The organism is Clostridium sardiniense (genome assembly GCF_050584765.1).
Taxonomy (GTDB): Bacteria; Bacillota; Clostridia; order Clostridiales; family Clostridiaceae; genus Clostridium; species Clostridium sardiniense_A.
Window position 1 is genome coordinate 1953368 of the sequence record NZ_JBNOOR010000001.1, and the last position, 21008, is coordinate 1974375.

Here is a 21008-nt window from a genome sequence, read left to right on the forward strand (position 1 = left end):
TATTAATACTAATATGACCTATGTATAAATAATATTAGTATTCTCCGTATGGCTTATTTCACTTTTTTATGTCCCCATAAAACATAGCTGAAATATCAAAGCTAAAATTCAATAGAATAAATAAAAGACCCACGACAATTTATCGCGGGTCTTTTAATATATATTTTTCTATTATGCTGCCAAGTTAAATTTATTTTCAACTGATTCTTTGCTTTCAGTTAGTGTAAGTACCATAACAAAGTATCCAACAACTACACCTGCAAATCCTGTTGCAATAGTTTTTAAAATAAGTGCTTGTATAAAAGTTAATTGCGCTATACCAAACATAGCTGGAATCCCTACAAAGAATGGTATAATTAAAACTAAAGTTATAATTGTTATTATAATTGCTTTTAAGAAATTATTTTCTGGAAAACACTTAGCAATAATATGATTTTCTTTATTATAATCTATTTTAGGAGCAACTCCTTTTGCAATATCCTTTTTTATCATTGGGAATCCTGTAAGTGCACATGCCATTCCTAATATTATAATAGATATTACATAGTCTAATGCAATGTCTGAAGTCGTAAAAAATCTACTTTTATCACCCGTTTGAATTATGAAAATCACTGCATTAATTATTGCATTCACAATCCAAAAATTAACGATACTTTTTTTAATCATATAATCATGTAAACATACGCTCTTTTTCATTTTCATCCTCCAAATTCTTTGCATCTAAATTCTTAATATCCAGATTCTTTGCATCTAAATCTTTTACATTTGAGTCCTTTACATACTTATTTTTTAACAAGGTAAATATTACTAATGTTATAGTTACCCCCATAGTAACATCTGATGCAAAATGAGCACCTACAATAACTCTGCTAATCGGAACTAATACTGTCCATATTGCTGTAAAGCCTATGAACCAATTTTTCTTATCTTTTAAGCTAGTTACAAATGTAGGTATTAATGTAATCCAAACCATAATTGCTGCATTTGCACTATGTCCTGAAGGGAATGACATAAATTCATTTCCTGACGCTAATCCTTGTGGAATAAGCCACATTGAGAATCCATCAAAAGTTCCTGTTGCAATCATATGTCTATAACGTTCTCTTCCCCAAGCAAATTTAATAGAGTTGAAAACTATTATTACAAATACAAATGTTAGTACTCCTACAATGGCAGCATTACGTAACTCTTGTTTATTACTAACAGAGTATTTCTTAGCAATAGCATAAGAACCCCCAATATAAATAATAGCAAGTATTGGAATCAATATTTCAGGTCCCTCAAAATATTTTACTGGTAAAGTTGCCGCCATATATGAGAAGAAAAATAATAAAACAACATATCCAATTGTACCCAAAATATATTTTGCTGATTTCTCTTTATTTCGAGTTAACATTAAACCAACTGTACAAAATGTTGCAATAACTGCTGCTGGGAATTCACCAATTGCTTCAAATACTAATCCAAACTTACTTGTAGGATTATAGATAGCATGTGAAATATTTAAATCAGTAAATGCGAATATAATTAATAAAACCCCAATAATTGATAAACCAATCTTATATTCCTTTTTCATACCCCTTCTCCTTTTTACTAATTACTATATTTTAAAATAAAATTCCCCATTTCTATTGCACAATCTTCACTTTGTGGATAAACCCCTATATTATCTCCATAAGCATGTCCAAAACCTTTGTATAGTACAGTTGTTGTGTCAACCCCTGCTTTAACAAGTTTTGAAGCATAAGCTAAACATTCTACCTTTAAGAAATCATGCTCTCCAACAGTAATAAATGTAGGAGGTAATCCTTTTGCATCTCTAATGTATGGAGTTAAATATCCATTGTTAACTTCGTCAGTACCTAAAATATCCTTTAAGCCTCCTGACATTCCATTAAACATTTCTAACATCATTTCTAATCCAGCTTTATGTTTAGGAGAAAATTCATATTCATCTTTGCTCCATTTAAAGTATTCATCCTCTACATTAGCCATATTTACAGTAGGGTAAAGTAATAATTGTCCTTTTACCATACCGGAATTAGCTTCTAAATCTTTTGTAGTACAGTATTGAGTTAAGTTTCCACCAGCACTATCACCTGCTACAAATATATTATTTTTATTACCACCTAAACTTTCAGCATTTTCATATATCCACTTTAATACTGAGTAACAATCTTCATGTCCAGTTGGATATGGATTTTCTGGTGCTAAACGATAGTCAACTGATACAGCTAATATATCTGTTTTCTCAACTATTAATTTTACTAACTCTTCAACAACATCTGGAGAACCTCCAAAGAATCCACCTCCATGAATATAATAAAGAATTGGAGCATTTTTCTTCATTGTTTCTGACTTATAAATACGTACTGGTACTTTGTATCCATCACTAGCCTTAACTGTTTCATTAATAATTTTAATATTCTTTTCAACAATTGGAGTGCTCTTAACTTCACCAAACATATTTCTTAATTTACCAATTCCTTTTGGAGAAGAATCCATCTTAAGTGCACTTTTAGGCATAAATCTCATTAATGTAAGTTGTTTTTTCATATCCTTATAAAGACGTGGATCCATTGCTCCCTTTTCATCACTATCAGGTAAGTTCTTAACTAGAACTTCTGCACCTTTAATGTTTACTATTTCTTGTCTTTCTACAATTTTATCTAATAGCTCTTGTGAATATTTTCTACTCATTTCTTCCTTCTCTCCCTTTTACCCCTAATATTTTTAAATCGTTTTCATAAGACTGCAAAATTAAATACACATTTCTTTTATACTGAGAATTGTGTATTCATATTGCTTATTTAAATATTATCATTTTTAATTAAATTATTGTTGTTGTTTTTTGCTCATTTTAATGTCATTTTTTGACTCTTTAAAATATTGACGATATTTAAAGGGAGTCATCTTATACTTATTCTTAAATATACTTATAAAAGATTTTATATTTGAAAATCCATGGGAAAATGCAATATCTTGAATACTATAATTGCTGTTAATTATATCTTCATAGGCTTTATAAAGTCTAAAGTTACTTAAATACACTTTATAAGTAACACCAAACCACTCATGGAATTTCCTTGAAAAGTATTCACTGCTCATATAGAACTGTTTAGAAATATGTTCTAAAGTTAATTCTTCTTTATAATTTTTGCTTATATAGATTAAAATTTCTTTTTGCTTTTCTTTATATTTAAAATAACTCTCTGAATAATTTTCATCTTTTGAAATTACATAATTAGATAATAGAATATATAGAACTTCGTAAATATATGCATTTATTTTAATATAATCTAATTCTTTTGGATTTAAATAAAATTCTTTTATTTCTAAAAAGATATCACGTAATCTATCTTTTTTATAACTTTGATTCATAACATCAAACCTAATATTATCAATATTAGGATATACTTTTTTTATGAAGTCATAGGATAAAATTAAAATAACAGCTCCACATGGTCCATCTTGACATTTCTCAATTTCATGAACATCTCCACTATTCACAAAAATAAACTCTCCACTCTTTGCATTAATATGCTTACCATTGATAACCCCTACCAATTCTCCTTCAATTATAAAATTCAATTCAATACTTCTATGCCAGTGTGGGCTGATATAGGAATATTTTTTTTCATCAATATTTTCTGTACTAACATATCCCATAAATGCAGGTAGATTTGGATTTAAATTTACTTTTTCATATGTTATATTCTTCATAACATCCTCCATTTTATTGACCATATACCATAAGATAATCCTAAAGACACTTATATTACTATTCTTTACCCAAAAATAGTTAATAATTTAAAATACAATTTAATTCTCTCAATTTACTTATTAGATAGTTTTTATTATAATTTATCTTTGAAAATTTTTCCACACATCTTACCTTAATTTATTCTCCATATCTCTTGCTGTATTTCACCTGCACTTTTATATTGGGATACTTTTTGCAAAATTGACTAATTACAAAATAACAACTTGGACAAGGCTCCCATTTACTATACAAAATAAGATTCCCTTCATTCTTAAGTATTTTTTTTTCTATTTGTTTATGTATTTCTTCAAGTATCTTTTTTTCACTATCATTAACTCGATTATATCCTGTTCCTAATTTACCTAATTTATTAACTTTCATACTTTTAAAACTTGCTTCTTTTAATAGAGGTGCCGTGCAATAACCTTTTACATCATTACTACCGCTTATTGCTTTAAATTCCTTATTATCATATGTTGCTACTGCTATATTTATAGAGTCCTGTAATGCTTTGCTTTGATCTATTTTAAATGTTGTTTTTTCTTTTTCGGAGGCCTTAATATATTTATGTATATTCTTTATTAAACGTTTCATTCTTGGTATGTTACTTGTTAAATGCTGATGATATTCTACAGTTCCCTTCTTCACTTTAATATATTGATAATTTATTTCATTAGGTATTTCTATTAATATTGTTTTAACTCTAGTTTTAGCATTATATTTTTCTTTTACATCTTCTTTTCTAATAAGAACCATTTTCTTTAGCAATTCAATATCCTTTGCATAAAGATAATCATTATTTAATTCCTTTTCTAAACTTTCAAGCTTTGCTTTCTCTTCTTCACTTATTTCTACAGATATAAGTTTTTTTATTTCTTCTATGTCCTTTATAATATCTTCAACATTATCTTGTGAACTTGGCTCTCGTTCATATTCAATTCTATCTATACTTAACCTTTTTATTTTACTTATTTTTTCACATAATTTATTGTGTTCATTTTCAAACATCATAATTTTTTCTATATAGTCAATAAAATCCTGAGTATCATTTGCTCTATAAGTAATATCAGTATCCTTTATGCATTTATATAATTTCTCTATTACACTATTGTCTACTTTAAAAGTTTTAGTGATTTGTTCTTTGAATTTTTCTTCATCTAATTCATCTATCTTATATCCTTCTTTTTTTAGTGCACTCTTAAATTCATTTACATTATTAATTTTTATTCGTTCTTTTTTTCTCTTCTTTAAAGTCATATTTACCTCTTATCCTTGGAGTCCATATTGAAAAAATAATTCAATATATATTATTAAAGACTATAAGTACCTTTCAATTTCTTTTATATATTATATAATATTAACATAATATATTTCAGGGGAGGGTTAGTTTTTATGAATAATCAACTAACAGAGGAAAATGTAAAAAAATTAAGAGAAGAATTAGAATATAGAATGACAGTGAAAAGAGCTGAAATCGCAAAGGAAAAGTTAATAGCTGCTGCACATGGAGATAGATCAGAAAATGCAGAATATAAAGAAGCTTGTGCAAACTATAGAGAAAATGATAATAGAATACAATATTTATTAACTATGATTTCAACTGCAACAGTCGTAGATGATGCAAGTTTAGATAAATCAGTCTTAGGTATTAATAGTAAAGCTAGAATCAAATTTGTAGAAGATGATGATGAAGTTATAGTAACTTTAGTAACTACAATGGATTTAGACCCAGAAAATATGCTTATAAGTGTAGAATCTGATTTAGGAAAAGCACTATCTGGTAAGAAAGCTGGAGATATAGTTACAGTTATTGCACCAGAAGATACTTATAAAGTAGAGATATTAGAAATATTATAACTAAAAAAAGCATCCATAGATTTAACTATGAATGCTTTTTTATTATTTAAAATATAGTTTCAAATATTTTTAACCTTTAGTATTATAATATTCTTCTTTTTTCATCTCCCAATAAGCCTTATCTTCATCAGTGATCGGTCTTAAAACTCTACATGGATTTCCTACAGCTACTACGTTGTCTGGAATATCTTTTGTTACTACTGATCCTGAACCTATAACAACGTTATTTCCAATTGTAACTCCTGGATTAATTACTGTACTTCCTCCGACCCATACACTATTTCCTATTTTTACTGGCTTACCAAATTCTAATCCTGTATCTCTAATTTCAGCATCTATTGGATGTCCTGCTGTATATATACCTACTCTAGGTCCAAATAATACATTCTCTCCTATTTCTACTTTACACACATCAACAATAATACAATCATAATTTGCATAAAAATTATTCCCAACAGAAATGTGGCACCCATAATCACACCTAAATGGAGGTTCAATATATAAGTTCTCTCCTGTCTTCTCAAATAATTCTTTTAACAACTCTTTTCTATACGGAATTTGCTCCTCTGTAGAATTATTGAATAATCTAGTAAGCATTCTTGATTTTTTATTGTCTCTTCTAAGTTCCTCATCATTGGCCATATATAAATTTCCCGATAACATTTTTTCTTTTTCTGTCATAATTCTAACTCCTTTTATTGAATAAATCTTATTTTATACAGACATAACTACTACTTCACAAGGTCTTATCATTATTTTCTTTTAAATAATATAATTCCTCAATTATTCCTTTAATATCACCAATTCAATCTTTATTTGCCCCATTAAAGCTCTCTGGATAAATTTGATATGATACTTTGTTATGCCACCACTTCTTTTCCATAAAAAAGCCCCCTTTTTAATCTATATTTACATTATAAATACATTAAAGTAAGGTTTCTTATTTAATTTTGACAAAACATTATACTATTTTGACATCTTTATTTGTTTTCTATATTCTGATGGAGTCATATGTTTCTGCTCATCAAAACGTTTAATGAAATATCCAATATTATCATAGCCACAAGACATAGCAACATCTATAATCTTTCTATCTGTCTTAGCTAAAAGTTCTGTAGCTTTTTCAATACGAATTTCATTAATATATTCAGTAGGTGTTTTACCTACTAACTTCTTAAAGTATCTACAAAAATACTGCGTATTCATACCTATTAATTTTGCCATATCCTCTGTATATATTTTATGTTTATAATTATCATGTATATATGTCAAAACCTTTTTAACATTTGATATTTTGTAAGTTTCATCTTTATTCATATCATCTAAATACTTAAACTTTTCATTTTCATATAAGAGAGCAATAAGTTCATACATATATGATTTAATCCTAATACACGCACCTAATCCCTCATTTCTAGACTCTTTCATTATTCCTTTATATATTCTTTGCATTTCATTCCATATACTATCATCCTGGAAAATAAACTGTGGAAACTGTATCTTTTTCTCAATTAATGGTCTAATAATTTCATATTGTATTCCATCAAAATACTCAAAACTAAGCATTTTTAAATCAAAAACTAAAGCACTTTCTCTGCATCCTTCTTCACCAATAATGGAATGAATATCTCCTGAAGTAATAAACATAAATGAGGGAGCATTGATTTCATACTTTGTCATATTAATATATGCAGTAAATTTACCCTTCTTAAAAAATACTAATTCTATCTCATCATGCCAATGAAGTTTAACAAAAAACTCTCTGTTGTTATTCCACTTATAACTTGCTAATGGAAATCTATCTGTTCCATGCTTAACTTCTTCTTTTAGTTTTACCTTGTCCATCATCTAATCCCTTCTAAATACCATCAAAGTTCATTATAAATTCTAAAAACATTTTAACATAATATAGAAAATATTATAAATAAATATACTCCCATATCTATAAAATATAAATTTAACTAGATATAGGAGTATACTAATTATTTATTATATTGAGGCTCTTCTTGTTTAACAAAATCAAGTCTTGATTGAATAGTTTGTTCTACCTCTTCCATTTTACTTGCAAGTTGATTAAATATTTGTTTTGCTTCTTGATTATCTGTATCTAAAGAAAATGTCTTCATATCAGCAGCTAACCCTTTAGCACTAGCTAATGCTGTCTCAAGTTTAGTTCCTGTTGGCATAAAAGTTCCTCCTTTATAATTTTTTATCGCACCTATATTTTTGTTCGTAATCAATTTAAATATTCAAATTATTGATGATGAAATATATTCCTTTCAAACTTACTCTATATTTATTAAATTACCTTTAATAATATAAGTAAGCATCTATATTAAGAAATGAATTAAAACTAAGCTTATTGGTTAAAGTAAATTAGAAATCAATTTAATAAATACAAAGGAGAATTTTTATGACTGCGATTTCAAAGGTAAAACAAACATTAACTACGCTAAAAGGAGCTGAAGCTACTTTAAAAATGTACTCATTACAGGAACGTAATAAGGAAGCTAGAGCTATTTATAATCAGGCATCTGAGGAAATAAATAAAATCAAAACTGATTTAGAAAAAAGAATAGGACTTATGGAGTTTGAGGAACCCCAATACAAAGGTAACTAAGTGAGGTGGATTATGGATTCTTGGTTGATAATATTATTTAATTCAATAGTTTTATTTTTTTTAACAATAGTTATAACAAAATATATGAAGAAGAAAACCTTATCTAGGGCTACTCCCTTTGATTTTATCTCTTATGCCGTCATTGCTATTATAATTACTTTAATTTCTTTAAATATAATCAATAACACTTACTTTGGATTAATTGCACTTGCGGTTTGGGCACTGATGCCTCTTATCTTAGATTACGCTTCCATGAGAAGTAAGTGGATTTATAACCTAATACATAGTAAGGAAAGAGTATTAGTTAAAAACGGTAAAATCATGGAAGATAACTTATCTAAAGAAAGAATTACAGGCCAAGAATTTCTACAAGAAATGCGTTCAAAAAAAGCATTTAACTTAGCTGACGTTGAATTTGCCATACTGGAATCAAATGGAGATATAAATGTTAGCTTAAAAGCTGATAAGAAGCCTGTTACTCCATATGATCTAGGAAAACAAGTGGCACCTAAAACTGAACCTCAAGTAGTTATTTTAGATGGGAATATATTAAATCAAGGTCTTACTAATGCTGGATTAAATCGTGGCTGGCTTACAACTCAGCTAGAAATCAAAGGGGTCTCCCTTGAAAATGTTTTTCTTGGTCAATTAGATTCTTCTGGAGACTTATACGTTGATCTTTTTGATGATATGATACAAGTCCCTAAAACACAAGTTAAAGAAATGTTATATGCTAGTATTCAAAAAAGTCAAGCAGATCTTATGTCATTTTCTTTAGATTGTGATGATGAAGATGCAAAAACTATGTACTTACAAAATGCTGAAAAATTAGAAAAAATCATAAAAAAATTAGAACCATATTTATTACGTTAGAAGGTGAAATAAATGTCAAATATGAAAAAGAAAAGAATGACTACAGCTCAGCAGCAATATGATGAGTTAGTAAATAGCATAGAACCAAAAAGGCCTATTTTTACTAATTGTATTAGAGCCTTTATAGTAGGTGGCGCAATATGCACAATTGCTCAAGGATTACAATGGATGTTTATTAACTATCTTAATTTTGATGAAAAGACATCAGTTGCCCCTACTTCCATAGTTTTAATCTTTTTTGCAGTTTTATTTACTGGTCTTGGGGTTTATGATCATCTTAGTCAATGGGCTGGATGTGGAACTGCCGTTCCTATTACTGGCTTTGCCAATTCTATAGCTTCTGCATCAATTGAACATAAAAGTGAAGGATTTGTACTTGGAGTAGCTGGAAATATGTTCAGTCTTGCAGGTGCTATTGTTGTTTATGGAGTTTTTGCTGCTTTTATAGTTGCTACAATAAAAATGACAATAATATGGTTGGGGGCGATGTAAATGCTTAAAGGACATCAATCTTGGATTTTTAATTCTAAACCTACAATACTAGCTTCTGCAGCTGTTGGTGGTCCTTTCGAGGGTAATGGTGCTTTAGCTAATGATTTTGACATACTTTATGAAGATTTATGGCTTGGGCAAGATAGCTATGAAAAAGCAGAAAAAGTTATGCTTGAACATGCTTGTCAAAGAGCAATAGAAAAATCTAATCTAAGAAAAGAAGATATTAACTTTTTTCTAAGTGGAGATTTAATGAATCAAATAATTTCTAGTAGCTTTACCGCAAGAACTTTAGGAATACCTTTTTTAGGTGTATTTGGTGCTTGCTCTAGCTCCATGGAAGGTCTATCATTAGCAGCTCAATTAATAGAAAGTAAAGCAGCTAAATACGTTATAGCATCGGCAAGCAGTCATAATGCAGCCGCTGAAAGACAATTTAGATATCCTACAGACTATGGTGTACAAAGACCACCTAGTGCTCAATGGACAGTAACTGGAGCTGGAGCTGCAGTCCTTGGACAAAGTGGAATTGGACCTAAAATAACTTCTGCTACTATAGGAAGAGTTGTAGATATGGGAGTTTCAGATCCCTATAATGTTGGAGCAGCTATGGCACCAGCAGCTGTAGATACAATTGAAGCTCATTTTCGTGATTTGAATATTGATGCTTCTCATTATGATCTTATTGCTACTGGTGATTTAGGTAAAGTTGGGCATGAACTTGCTAATGCTTTATTAAAAAAACACGGCATAGATATGCCAACAGATATATTTACAGATTGCGGACTTTTAATATATACAAAAGATCAACCAAGCTTTTCTGGTGGTAGTGGATGTGGTTGTTCTGCTACTGTAACTTATGGGCATTTACTTAATCGTATGCGAAAAGGAGAACTAAATAAAATATTAATTGTTGCAACAGGCGCTTTAATGTCCCCTATCTCCTATCAACAAAAAGAAAGCATACCTTGTATTGCCCATGCTGTTTCTATAGAAATGTAAAAAAGAAGGTGTGAGTTACGTTATGGAAAAATTTATTTTTGCTTTTATAATAGGTGGTTTAATTTGTGTTATTGGGCAACTTATAATGGATACTTTGAAAATTACCCCAGCACACACAACTTGTACACTAGTTGTTGTTGGTACAATTTTAGGTGGTTTTGGTCTATATGATCCTTTGGTGAAGTTTGCAGGTGCAGGAGCATTTATACCTATAAGTAGTTTTGGTAATACCCTCGTAACAGCTGCTATAACTGAAGCTCAGCAAACTGGGTTTATAGGACTCTTTACTGGCCTTTTAAAAACAGTAAGTGGAGGAGTTTCTGCAGCAATAATTTTTGGATTTATTGCTGCCATGATATTTAAACCCAAAGGTTAAGTATATAAAATTCTTCTTTACATAGTAATTATAAATAAATTGTTGTAACTTTCTAGAAGTAAAAATACAATCCTCTAAATTTCTATTTTATTTATTAAAGTTAAAGGCCCTAACTACTACAATTATAGTAATTAGGACCTTACACTTTATTTATTATAATATATTCTTAACTATTAATTCCTTACATATGCCTTTAATGTACCTATTTTTTTACCTTCTGAATCTCCATAAGGTCTAATAGTATACTCACCAACTGAAGCTGGTATAATGAATGTTTCTGCATAGTTTACTATAAACGGCTCAAATAAATTCTTAGGTGATTCTACAATAGCTTGGTCACCTTCTACTAAGTTAAGTACATTAACTCCACCATTAGTATTGTGAGTTACCTGCTTTGTGAACCAATGTCTTCTAGTTTCTATAAACTCTTTTTCATGAAGCCCTGTTCTCTCTTCAAGCCATCCGTCTCCCTCAGCAACAAATTCAACTCTATTCACTAAGTTTTCCATAGTCCACTTAGTATCTCTATCAAATTCAACAACTTCTTCACCATGCGCGATATTAATAGGTCTTGGCTTTCCATCCATTCCAAGTCTTCCCCAATCCCATAGTTTAAATGTAAATAAGTTAGGTGTTGATGATATTTCTAAAACCATAGTATCTGTTCCTGAACAATGAACTGTTCCTGGAGGAATTAAGAAATGGTCATGTTTCTTAGCTTTTATCTTATTAGAATACTCTTCTGCATTAAATCTTTCTTCACCATCTTGAGCCTTTCTTAAATCACCAAAGAATTTTTCTTTAGTCATTCCATCTTTAACACCAAGGTACACATAAGTTTCTTTATCTTCCTTTGCATCTAATAGATAGTAAGATTCCTCTTGAGTATAGTGAAGTCCAAACTTCTCTTGAGCATATTCAATAGTTGGATGAACTTGAAGGGAAAGATTTTGCCCTCCCATTGTATCTAGAAAGTCAAATCTTATTGGGAAGTCAGCTCCAAATCTTCCATGTACCTTTTCTCCTAATAATTCTCTTGGATGTGTCAATACTGAGTCAATAGACGGTATTTCTATTATTGTATCTCCAACCTTTAATAATAGTGAGTTTTCTTCTGGTACACAATCGAAGCACCATGCATAGTTTTCCATATCTCTATTTAAATCACAAACTTCCTTCATCCATTGTCCGCCCCAGACTCCTGGGTCAAAGAAAGGAACAACTCTAAATGGCCTATTTACAGTTTGTTTTAATCCAGCTCTAAATGCATCTCCAGTTATCATCTTTGGAGTGCTTTTCAAATTAGTATCTAAGATATAATCAAACTTATTAAATCTACGTTTCTTATATCTATCAGCAACTTTCCATTCAAAGAAATATCCCCTCTTAAGCTTTCTTAATGGATCTTCATTAAAATTTCTACCCTTCCAATTAGGAATATCCCCTGATCTATATCTTTGTTGAATTTCCCATCTAGCCATATCTGCGAATACATATATATCTGGATCAACTAAAATATTGGCTCCAACACCATAAACAACAACTATCCCTTTTGCTTCTTCAATCTTTGCCTTAACTTTCTTTAGATTTTCTTCATCGATAAAATCTTGAAGAGTATGTAAAGAAATCCTACCAAATACTCTATCATCAGTAACTACATCTTTTATTTTTTCTTCTACAGTGTCTATATCCTCAAATATATCTTCATCTGTAAAAATACTTAAGCTTGCTCCTAATTTATCAACTATTCCATTTTTAATTTCTTCTGTTATTACTCCTGGATAAAAATCAATTGCTATAACTTTTTTATCTCCAGTTAAAGCTTCTAACTTATATTTTAACTCCTCAACTATTTCATCATATCCATTCCATACACTTTCATTACCATATCCTTTTACTTCTACATATGGTTGTTTATCATATTTAAAAGCCATAACTACTCTCCTTACTATTTAAATGTTATTTTATTTTCTATCTTATATACTTTTTTTGGAAAAGGATTATTTTCTATAGCTTTATAATCATGTCCTGCTACACTTCTCCAACAAGCACCTATCTTAAAATCTATGTCTCCTGTATTTATTAATCTATGTGCATAATTTCCATGAATGTAATGAATAGATCCTTTATATACTTTCTCACAGAAACTATTACCCGCCTCGTCCATATACATGAGTAACCCTTCTCCACCTAATCCAAAGTAAATTTCTGGTTCGGTTCTATCTTTGTGGAAATGCCCTCTAGTTAAATTACACTCCCCATTTACAGTAATAGGATGTACTATTGTTAATCCCCAAAGTAAAGTATTTTCTCCACCTTCATCAAAGTGATACACTTCATACATCTCAGTATTTTCATCTAAGTCCTCATCCTTACTTTCATAAGCAAAGCTAATATCTTTATATAACTTCTTATAAGCTTGTACACCATTTCCTGTGATTACACCATTAAAGAAATCATGTGAATATTTAGGTTCTCTAATTTCCATAACAAATCTCTCCTATGTCTTAAGGGATAAAACTTTCCCATAACTTCTTATATTTCAAAGGGTTAATTATAAAATCAAATTTATTTTTATCATCTCTATATTGATCATAAATTGATTTTGTATAATCTAAATTTAACTCTTCATATTTTCTAGGTGACTTTATTATAAGTTGCACTTCTTCATATTTATCATTGTGTATAAAGTTTATATCTTTCCCTTTAATTATAGGAAAATAAGACAATCCATTGCGTTCTCTTACATCATCATAATCAAAACCAAAATCTCTTACACACCAAGCTCCAAATACCATATTTTCCTTAGGATTACTATTACAAGTATAATGTGCCCACCCTGGTGGAACAAAAATTACATCTCCTGCTTTTCCTTTTACAGCAAAAACTCTTCCTGGATTATCCTTAGCTGTTTCTTGCATAAATATAATAGCTTCACCATACCAAATTTCATATAATTCCCCTGTAGAATAATTACAAGATTTAGAAACTGCATGTATATGACCTTGAGACCTTACTGGTTCATCTCCCATTTTTCCGCCTGAATATATACATGCTCCATATAGTAAGTTTCTAGATATTAAGTCATCTCTATCCTCAATATTACCAATGTCCATAGCTATACTATAAACTACTTCAGGACCATCACAATTAGAATCCTTTAAACTTTTTCTAATATCATCTAATCTTCTCTTTTCAGTTTCCGGTCCAAATGATTCTTTATTATAAATAAATTCCATGCTATTAAAATCATAATCTATTCCAATTCCATTAATGAACATATTCTCTCTCCTTAAGTAATAATGATATAACATTTAATTCTAAAATTTTTTATATCAAAAGAGTTATTTATTTACTCACACTTTATATCTTTTAAATAAAAAATATAAAGTATAATATAAATGCTATTACCATAGGTATTGCCATTATAAAAGAGTATTGAATAGTTAGCTTTCTTATACTCTTATTCCATAATTCCTGATTAAACCATAATTTCCCGTCATTTGTTTCAACTAAATATCTAGAAGTTATAAGATTATTTATAAAGAAATTCTTTTCTAAATCTTTAATACCTACCTCTATATCACTTACATCAATTGCTTTATCAAAAGTAAGAGCTTTTTTTTCTATGAATTGATTAATAATAATTCTAGTAGTTGTTTCTTTCATAATTACAACACCCCCTATATTTAACAATTTTCTGTAAGTTTTAAGATGTGTTTCTTTATATACGGAATTGAAATCCATAATAAACAAAATAAAATCAAAGTGCAAATTGTAATTCCACAGCCTAAAATAGTTAAGACTGTACTTATTTTTCTAATATATACCGTAAATAATAGACTCATTGAAGATATTATTCCCAAAATCATTATTATTTTTTTAATTTTAATTAGGTACTTGTACTCTTTTATTATTATTTCTTTTTTATTCATGTTTCCTCCGTATTTATATGTAATAAGAGGAGAAGTTAACTTCTCCTCTTATACACTTTTTAAAAGAATCCTACTGCAACTCCTGCAACAGCCATTACCATAAGTACTCCCATAACCTTTATTGGAGACATTTTCCTTTTACTCATTAAGTACCAGCTTAATATTATAATTATTAATCCTAAAATATTAGGGAATATATTATTTAATATTGGCATAACTTCAATATTAGCTTCTCCACCAGTACTAATAACTAAACTTGTTTTAACAACTACGTATGAAGCTCCAACTCCACCAACAACAATTGATCCTAATAAATTAAAAGCTTCTCTCGCTCTATTTGCTACTTCTCCAACAATTAAATCTACAGACTTAGTTCCAAGTTCATAACCCTTGAAGAATACAAAATGTGATAATGCTATAACAGTTGTCAAATATGCTACTATATAGAATATAGCTCCCATTGGATTTCCACCCTCTGACATACCAATTGCTATTGATATAAGTAGTGGAACATACATACCAGGTAACATTGCATCACCAATTCCTGCTAAAGGTCCCATTAATCCAAGTTTGATACTATTGATCATTTCATCATCAATAGCAGCTCCGTTTGCTCTCTCTTCCTCTAGACCACATACTATACCATTTATTACTGCACCAACTTGTGGCTCAGTATTAAAGAATGTAGAATGACGTTTAAGTGCTTTAATCTCTTCTTCTTTATTTCCACCATAAAGTTTTTTAATTACAGGTATCATAGATACTGCAAAACCCATTGCTTCAAGCCATTCAAATGACATAGAAGATAGATTACCAAAGGACCATAATAACCATGATTTTCTTAAGGTTTTTTTATCTAGTTTTTTAACTTCATTAGACATTATAAATCATCCTCCTCATCATCTTCTAACTCTCCACCATTCGTAGCTACCACAACATTTTTAGAAGCCTTATAATTGAAATGTAATAATGCAAAGAATGCACCTATTATAGCTAGAGCTATCATATTAATACCTAAACATGCTATTAAAGTAAATCCAAACAAGAAGTATATTAACTCTAAGTTTTTCTTAGTAACTTGTCTTAATAAAATTGCCACCCCTACAGCTGGTAACATTCCACCAAGCGCCGTTAACGTTCTCATTAAGAATGAGTCCATTGGAAACATCGCTATAATATCATTTGCTAAACCAGCTCCAAAGTATAATATAGCTGCTGTCGGAATAATTCTGTAAGCCATTTGGACTATTTGTGGTCCAACAAAGTGATTAAAGATAATTCCTTTATAATCGCCCTTTTCTATAGCTTTTATAGCTCTATGATTCCAAAATGAATTACTTAACATCATAAAGTTATGGAATATTGTTCCTATAACTCCTACCGCAGTAGCAATTGCAACTGAAGATTCCACTGTTGCTCCACCTTTAACTGCTAGAACACCTAAAGTAACACCTATGTATGCTGCTGAGTTCAAATCTTGTGGCATAGCTCCACCAGGCGTAACTAAAGCAATAAACACAACTTGAACCGCTACTCCTACTAAAATACCAGTTGTAACATCTCCTAATATAAGACCGATTAGAAGACCTGAAACTATAGGTCTACTTAATACATACCACCCACCAGTTAATCCCATTAAAGGTGCAGCTGATAATGATCCTGCATAAGAAAGAATACCTATAAGTATTGCTTGAAAAATTGATATTTCCATAATAATCCCCCTTAATATTTAAAATTTATTTTATTTAATAAATTTTTCTCTAACATTTCCCCAAAGGACGCTTTTTTCATCTGGTACTAATCTAAAATCTACCTTATATCCTTTTTGATAAATTTTTTCATATGCAAGGGCTTCCTCTGCTGTAATATCAGCATTTTTATTTACTGTTGTTGTATTATCTCTAGCACTTTGTGGACCTACATTTACTAATGTTGTATTTACTTTCATTTCATAATCTACTAGTATTCTGGCCATATCAATTGGATTTTTAGTAATTAAAAAATACTTTTTATCACTATCAATCATCTTTTGCTTCTTTTCTTCAAACTGCTCAAAAGTAAAAATAAATGTCTTTTTTTCTGATGCTGCCTTTAAAACTGATTTTATTAATTTATCTGATGCTGCCTTGTCATTGATTGCTATTATCCCATCACAAGGATATTCCATTGCCCATCTTGTAACTACTTGTCCATGTATTATTCTGTCATCAATTCTTAAAAATTCTATTGCCATTCTTCATCTCTCCTTTATAATTCTTCATCTTCATCAATTTCTAATTTAAATTTATCAATACCTGATTTTGATTCTTTTATTAATTCATCAACATCACTATCTAATATCTCATCTTGCATTACTACATTAATTAACATTGGCAAATTTACACCTGTTAAAATAATAGATTTATCTAGTAAATCGTTTTCAGAAAGTGCAGTAATTGTTGCCCTATATGGTGACCCACCCTTTAAATCAGCTAAAACCACTATATTATCTTCAGATTTGAATTGCTTAACTATTTCATTTACTTTGCTTTCAAATTCATTTATTCCTACTCCTAGATTTAAACAACAACTTTGAGCCTCAACTACCTCCCCTAAAATAACTCTAGCCGACTCAATTATACCCTCTGCTAAAGTACCATGACTAACTACTAATACCTTTTTCATAAATTCACCTCTTCTAAGTTTATAATTACATTATAATGTTATGACATTATAATGTCAATAGCCCCCTTAATTATTTATTTTAATTCAACTGTAATAGTATATCCATCTGCAACATATCTTGAATAAGTAAGTTCAACAGGAACATTTTTTGAATATCCTATTTTCTTTCTAGTAATAATTGCTACTGGATTTTTTAAATCAAATATCTTTTTATCTTCCCCATTAGAAATAGTAGCAGATATATACTCTTTTCCTGCAGTAACTGGATATCCCTTTTCACTTAAAAGTTTATAAAATGAATTATTAAAATCATCTTGAACTGTAATAGGAACTAGTGGATTAATATAGTTATTAAATATTGCCACTGTCTTATTTTCAACTACTATTGCTCTCTTCATCATTATGACAAAAGAATTTCTTTCAATATTAAATAACTCTGCTATTTCTTTAGTAGGATTTATAAGCTTTACTTCTAATAATTTTTTCTTAGATCTTTCCCCTGCTTCTTTAACTTCACCAAAAGAAGACTTCATACTTGTAGATACATTATCTTTCTTTTTAACTATTGTCCCTTTTCCTCTTTGTCTTATAATATATCCTTCATTAACTAGATATTCTAAAGCCTTCCTCATAGTGATTCTTGATACCCCAAATTCTTCAATTAATTGCATTTCAGTAGGTAATATATCACCAACTTCATACTCTTCATTCTTTATTTTTTCTCTTAATACACTTGCTACTTGACTCCATAATGGTTTAGCACCTGTGCTATGATCTAAATTCATTTCTTCACCTCACTATGTTTATATTAATGTTATAACATTCTTCTATTATTTTTGCAAATTGAATTATAGTCATTTGTATATAATTATCAAAATATCTACATTTAATATTTTTATGCACCAATGTTTTTACATGTCATCATTAAATTTCATATATAAATAAATTTTTATGTATATAAAAAATTCACGATATTATATCGTGAATTTAAATTATAGATGTGAAGTATATCTATTAAAATATATTAATTTAATATTATTGATTTTCTCATTATAAAATTAATATTTATTGCTATTAATATTAATAATTCTTATTTATAATCATCCTATTTATCTATTTGCATATAAGTCAGTTGTCCTCCTGGATATACACCATCATTAGTCACCTTATAATCATCATGATTATGCATAGGATAAAATTGTGGGTAATAATAATAATTCCTCTTGCCATTACATATTTCTAAATGATTAGTAATATTTATATTTTCACAGTTTACAGGATCTATTGGAATATCAAATACATTATCATTACCTAAATCATTTATTTGCTTACATAATGATGGTAACGCATCCTGGCCATTTTTAATATAATTAATATAATTAGCTCTCTTATCTTCTGCTCTAATTAATAAATCATAAGTTTCTCCTGAACCAATAGTAGCAGTAAATCCCATTTGTAACATATCATGTCCATTCATTTTAGTATGCATTGTATCTACCAACTGAGCAATTGCTAAAAATGGACTTGGTGATGCATCTTTACCAACAACTTGGAAATGCCATCCATGAATATGCCAAGGTACTACTTGATATCCCATATTAATTGTTCTCAGTAATACTAAATCATTGCTCTTTATGTGAATATATGATTCATAATCTAACTGTATTAATTCACGATTTGCATTAGGTGAAGTTACTGTTAATGGATGTGTTTTTAAAGTATCAGGAAAAGCTCTTCCATTAACAAGCCAATAGTTAGGTTTGAAGTCTGTTCCATTAAAAGTTGTCCTATTTTCCACTGCTTCATGCCATCTAGTATCTATATCTGATAATAGCATTACATACTCTTCATCAAAGTAACTGTAAATATTGTTATAAGCAAAATTTCTATTAGTAGCAGTTGTAGGAATATTACGATAATAAATTCCATTTGCTTTCCAACATCCATTACAATCTTGATAAATACCATTTTTTCTTAGACTCATAACTGAAGGATAAATTATTAATGCTCCATACATCCCCATTTGAACATGTTCTGATGCTTCAACATGGCAATGATACATATAAGTGCCTGGATTTTCCGGATTAAAATAATAAGTGGCCACAGGTGGCTCTTTACTCATATCAGTCCACATAGGAACTCCAAAGCTTAATTCTGGAAATCCATCTAATTGAGTTGGAACATGTCCACCATGAAAATGAACAGTATGCAAATCTGTAAGATCTGAAATAGGCATACCTAAGTTGATTAATGTTACATAAATTTTATCTCCAACTTCTCCCCATATAAGTGGTGAAGGTATTGTTGCCGTACTTGTCAAGTTCATAAGATAACTAAAGTTATCTGGATTAGTCCAATCAAGTTTATCATTTTTATATTTAACCTTTTTACCATCAGAAACTTTATATAACCCACCTACGAACCCAAAAACATATACTTTTTTCTTATCTGTTGAACATAGATCAGGACCTGTTGGTAAATCTGTATATCCATCTGTAGCTAATAATACATAATGTCTAATCATTACATATCTCCTCCTATATTTATATATTCTATATTATGGATTTTCTTCTTCTTTTGTTCATTTACTATAAAGAACTTATATTTACTTTATTATTGCTACATTAGAATTTTTATAGTCATAATTTAAATTTAATATTTAGAAACTACTTTAAGATATAGAACAATAACTAAGAAAATAGATGTAAAAATTATTATATATTTATTTTCCCTATAATTCTGTAAACTTATTAGATTAGTTGAAACAGTAAAAAATTTAAAATAGCAAAAAATAAAATAATGGAAGTTGAATTCAACTTCCATTATTTCTATTATATTATCAACAATTTTCTTAAAATAGCCTAATTTATCTATTCGTTTATTTAGCTATTTATCTCTTTTTCTTTTCTTTAAAGTAATTCCTCCAGCAGCTACAGCAGCAACTCCTAAAAGCAACATTCCTGTATATGAAGCACCCATTCCTGTATTAGGTATCTTATTTCCAGTGTTCTGATTACCGCTTCCTTGTCCAGGTTTATTGTTTCCTCCATTATTTCCATTTCCATTTCCGTTTCCATTTCCGTTATTGTTGCCATTATTGTCTTCGTCGCCTTTTTTCTCTTCTAAATTAGCCAAAGCTAATTCTAAATCCTTAACAGCTTTTTCTACATCTACCTTAGATGCTTCTTCATCTTTTAAAACTTCAGTAGCCCTATTTAATGCATCCTTTAAAGTTTTAACTGTGCTATCAGTATATTTAGATAAATCCATATCATTAACTTTATTTATTAAATCCTCAAGCTTAGACTTATCTGGTTTTAATCTTAATTCAAAATATCCTGTTAATAAAGTTTCATAAGCATTATCTACTTCTACTTGAGTAGCGTCCTCTTTTTTGTATATATCCTCAGCATGCACTAATGCTTC

26 protein-coding genes are annotated in these 21008 nt (G+C 29.3%); 6 read left to right on the plus strand and 20 right to left on the minus strand.

Going from position 1 to position 21008, the window contains the following annotated elements; genetic code table 11:
• Positions 1-171 precede the first annotated feature (171 nt).
• The 5 genes from ACQPUW_RS09630 to ACQPUW_RS09650 form a co-directional block, all read right to left on the minus strand.
• Positions 172-696: a hypothetical protein gene (locus ACQPUW_RS09630; RefSeq protein WP_430837226.1), complete on the minus strand. Its 525-nt coding sequence runs from the start codon at positions 694-696 to the stop codon at positions 172-174.
• Positions 671-1576 carry a phosphatase PAP2 family protein gene (locus ACQPUW_RS09635; protein ID WP_430837227.1) on the minus strand — a complete coding sequence of 302 codons (906 nt, stop codon included), beginning with the start codon at positions 1574-1576 and terminating at the stop codon, positions 671-673. The genes ACQPUW_RS09630 and ACQPUW_RS09635 overlap by 26 nt, the downstream gene beginning before the upstream one ends.
• 17 nt (positions 1577-1593) lie before the next feature.
• Positions 1594-2700, minus strand: coding sequence for an alpha/beta hydrolase (locus ACQPUW_RS09640; protein WP_430837228.1), 1107 nt, complete (start codon positions 2698-2700; stop codon positions 1594-1596).
• A gap of 135 nt (positions 2701-2835) precedes the next feature.
• Positions 2836-3723, minus strand: coding sequence for a helix-turn-helix domain-containing protein (locus ACQPUW_RS09645; RefSeq protein ID WP_430837229.1), 888 nt, complete (start codon positions 3721-3723; stop codon positions 2836-2838).
• A 178-nt stretch (positions 3724-3901) separates the two neighbouring features.
• A complete protein-coding gene (locus ACQPUW_RS09650) occupies positions 3902-5020 on the minus strand; it encodes a deaminase domain-containing protein (protein ID WP_430837230.1) in 1119 nt (372 codons plus the stop codon).
• Positions 5021-5155: 135 nt separating this feature from the next.
• Here ACQPUW_RS09650 and ACQPUW_RS09655 point away from each other — a divergent pair, with 135 nt between their 5' ends.
• Positions 5156-5620, plus strand: coding sequence for a GreA/GreB family elongation factor (locus ACQPUW_RS09655; protein WP_430837231.1), 465 nt, complete (start codon positions 5156-5158; stop codon positions 5618-5620).
• Positions 5621-5689: 69 nt separating this feature from the next.
• On the opposite strand, the gene ACQPUW_RS09660 is transcribed toward ACQPUW_RS09655, so the two are convergent.
• The 3 genes from ACQPUW_RS09660 to ACQPUW_RS09670 all read right to left on the minus strand — a co-directional run bounded on the left by ACQPUW_RS09660 (position 5690) and on the right by ACQPUW_RS09670 (position 7806).
• Complete coding sequence (locus tag ACQPUW_RS09660) at positions 5690-6301, minus strand: sugar O-acetyltransferase (protein ID WP_430837232.1); 612 nt, start codon at positions 6299-6301, stop codon at positions 5690-5692.
• 285 nt (positions 6302-6586) lie between these two features.
• On the minus strand, positions 6587-7468 hold the full coding sequence (locus tag ACQPUW_RS09665) for a helix-turn-helix domain-containing protein (protein WP_430837233.1): 882 nt from the start codon (positions 7466-7468) through the stop codon (positions 6587-6589).
• Positions 7469-7602: 134 nt separating this feature from the next.
• Positions 7603-7806 (minus strand): DUF1657 domain-containing protein, encoded by a 204-nt coding sequence (locus ACQPUW_RS09670; RefSeq protein WP_430833397.1) that lies wholly within the window; start codon positions 7804-7806, stop codon positions 7603-7605.
• A gap of 227 nt (positions 7807-8033) precedes the next feature.
• On the opposite strand from ACQPUW_RS09670, the gene ACQPUW_RS09675 reads away from it, so the two are divergent.
• Genes ACQPUW_RS09675 through spoVAE form a run of 5 tightly spaced genes read left to right on the plus strand, consistent with a single transcriptional unit; the run spans position 8034 to position 10983 of the window.
• Positions 8034-8240, plus strand: a complete 207-nt coding sequence (locus ACQPUW_RS09675) for a DUF1657 domain-containing protein (RefSeq protein ID WP_430837234.1) — start codon at positions 8034-8036, stop codon at positions 8238-8240.
• Between the two features lie 12 nt (positions 8241-8252).
• Positions 8253-9113 (plus strand): DUF421 domain-containing protein, encoded by an 861-nt coding sequence (locus tag ACQPUW_RS09680; RefSeq protein ID WP_430837235.1) that lies wholly within the window; start codon positions 8253-8255, stop codon positions 9111-9113.
• Between the two features lie 12 nt (positions 9114-9125).
• Positions 9126-9605, plus strand: a complete 480-nt coding sequence (gene spoVAC / locus ACQPUW_RS09685; RefSeq protein WP_430833403.1) for a stage V sporulation protein AC — start codon at positions 9126-9128, stop codon at positions 9603-9605.
• Positions 9606-10607 carry a stage V sporulation protein AD gene (spoVAD, locus tag ACQPUW_RS09690; RefSeq protein WP_430837236.1) on the plus strand — a complete coding sequence of 334 codons (1002 nt, stop codon included), beginning with the start codon at positions 9606-9608 and terminating at the stop codon, positions 10605-10607.
• Between the two features lie 22 nt (positions 10608-10629).
• Complete coding sequence (gene spoVAE / locus ACQPUW_RS09695) at positions 10630-10983, plus strand: stage V sporulation protein AE (RefSeq protein WP_430837306.1); 354 nt, start codon at positions 10630-10632, stop codon at positions 10981-10983.
• 173 nt (positions 10984-11156) lie between these two features.
• Here spoVAE and ACQPUW_RS09700 read toward each other — a convergent pair whose 3' ends face one another.
• The 12 genes from ACQPUW_RS09700 to ACQPUW_RS09755 form a co-directional block, all read right to left on the minus strand.
• Complete coding sequence (locus ACQPUW_RS09700) at positions 11157-12917, minus strand: class I mannose-6-phosphate isomerase (protein WP_430837237.1); 1761 nt, start codon at positions 12915-12917, stop codon at positions 11157-11159.
• A gap of 14 nt (positions 12918-12931) precedes the next feature.
• A complete protein-coding gene (locus ACQPUW_RS09705; RefSeq protein ID WP_430837238.1) occupies positions 12932-13471 on the minus strand; it encodes a glucose-6-phosphate isomerase family protein in 540 nt (179 codons plus the stop codon).
• Between the two features lie 19 nt (positions 13472-13490).
• A complete protein-coding gene (locus tag ACQPUW_RS09710) occupies positions 13491-14264 on the minus strand; it encodes a glucose-6-phosphate isomerase family protein (RefSeq protein WP_430837239.1) in 774 nt (257 codons plus the stop codon).
• A 91-nt stretch (positions 14265-14355) separates the two neighbouring features.
• Positions 14356-14652 (minus strand): hypothetical protein, encoded by a 297-nt coding sequence (locus ACQPUW_RS09715; RefSeq protein WP_430837240.1) that lies wholly within the window; start codon positions 14650-14652, stop codon positions 14356-14358.
• 20 nt (positions 14653-14672) lie between these two features.
• On the minus strand, positions 14673-14918 hold the full coding sequence (locus ACQPUW_RS09720; RefSeq protein WP_430837241.1) for a hypothetical protein: 246 nt from the start codon (positions 14916-14918) through the stop codon (positions 14673-14675).
• Between the two features lie 59 nt (positions 14919-14977).
• Entirely contained in the window at positions 14978-15799 is an 822-nt protein-coding gene (locus tag ACQPUW_RS09725; RefSeq protein WP_430837242.1) for a PTS system mannose/fructose/sorbose family transporter subunit IID, read from the minus strand.
• Entirely contained in the window at positions 15799-16629 is an 831-nt protein-coding gene (locus ACQPUW_RS09730) for a PTS mannose/fructose/sorbose/N-acetylgalactosamine transporter subunit IIC (RefSeq protein WP_430837243.1), read from the minus strand. The genes ACQPUW_RS09725 and ACQPUW_RS09730 overlap by 1 nt, the downstream gene beginning before the upstream one ends.
• Positions 16630-16659: 30 nt before the next feature.
• Positions 16660-17151, minus strand: coding sequence for a PTS system mannose/fructose/N-acetylgalactosamine-transporter subunit IIB (locus tag ACQPUW_RS09735; protein WP_430837244.1), 492 nt, complete (start codon positions 17149-17151; stop codon positions 16660-16662).
• 14 nt (positions 17152-17165) lie between these two features.
• Positions 17166-17582, minus strand: coding sequence for a PTS sugar transporter subunit IIA (locus ACQPUW_RS09740; protein WP_430837246.1), 417 nt, complete (start codon positions 17580-17582; stop codon positions 17166-17168).
• Positions 17583-17656: 74 nt separating this feature from the next.
• Positions 17657-18367, minus strand: coding sequence for a GntR family transcriptional regulator (locus ACQPUW_RS09745; protein WP_430837247.1), 711 nt, complete (start codon positions 18365-18367; stop codon positions 17657-17659).
• Between the two features lie 320 nt (positions 18368-18687).
• Entirely contained in the window at positions 18688-20106 is a 1419-nt protein-coding gene (locus tag ACQPUW_RS09750) for a multicopper oxidase domain-containing protein (protein ID WP_430837248.1), read from the minus strand.
• Between the two features lie 362 nt (positions 20107-20468).
• The coding region (locus tag ACQPUW_RS09755; protein ID WP_430837249.1) for an LPXTG cell wall anchor domain-containing protein at positions 20469-21008 on the minus strand (540 nt) is incomplete at its 5' end.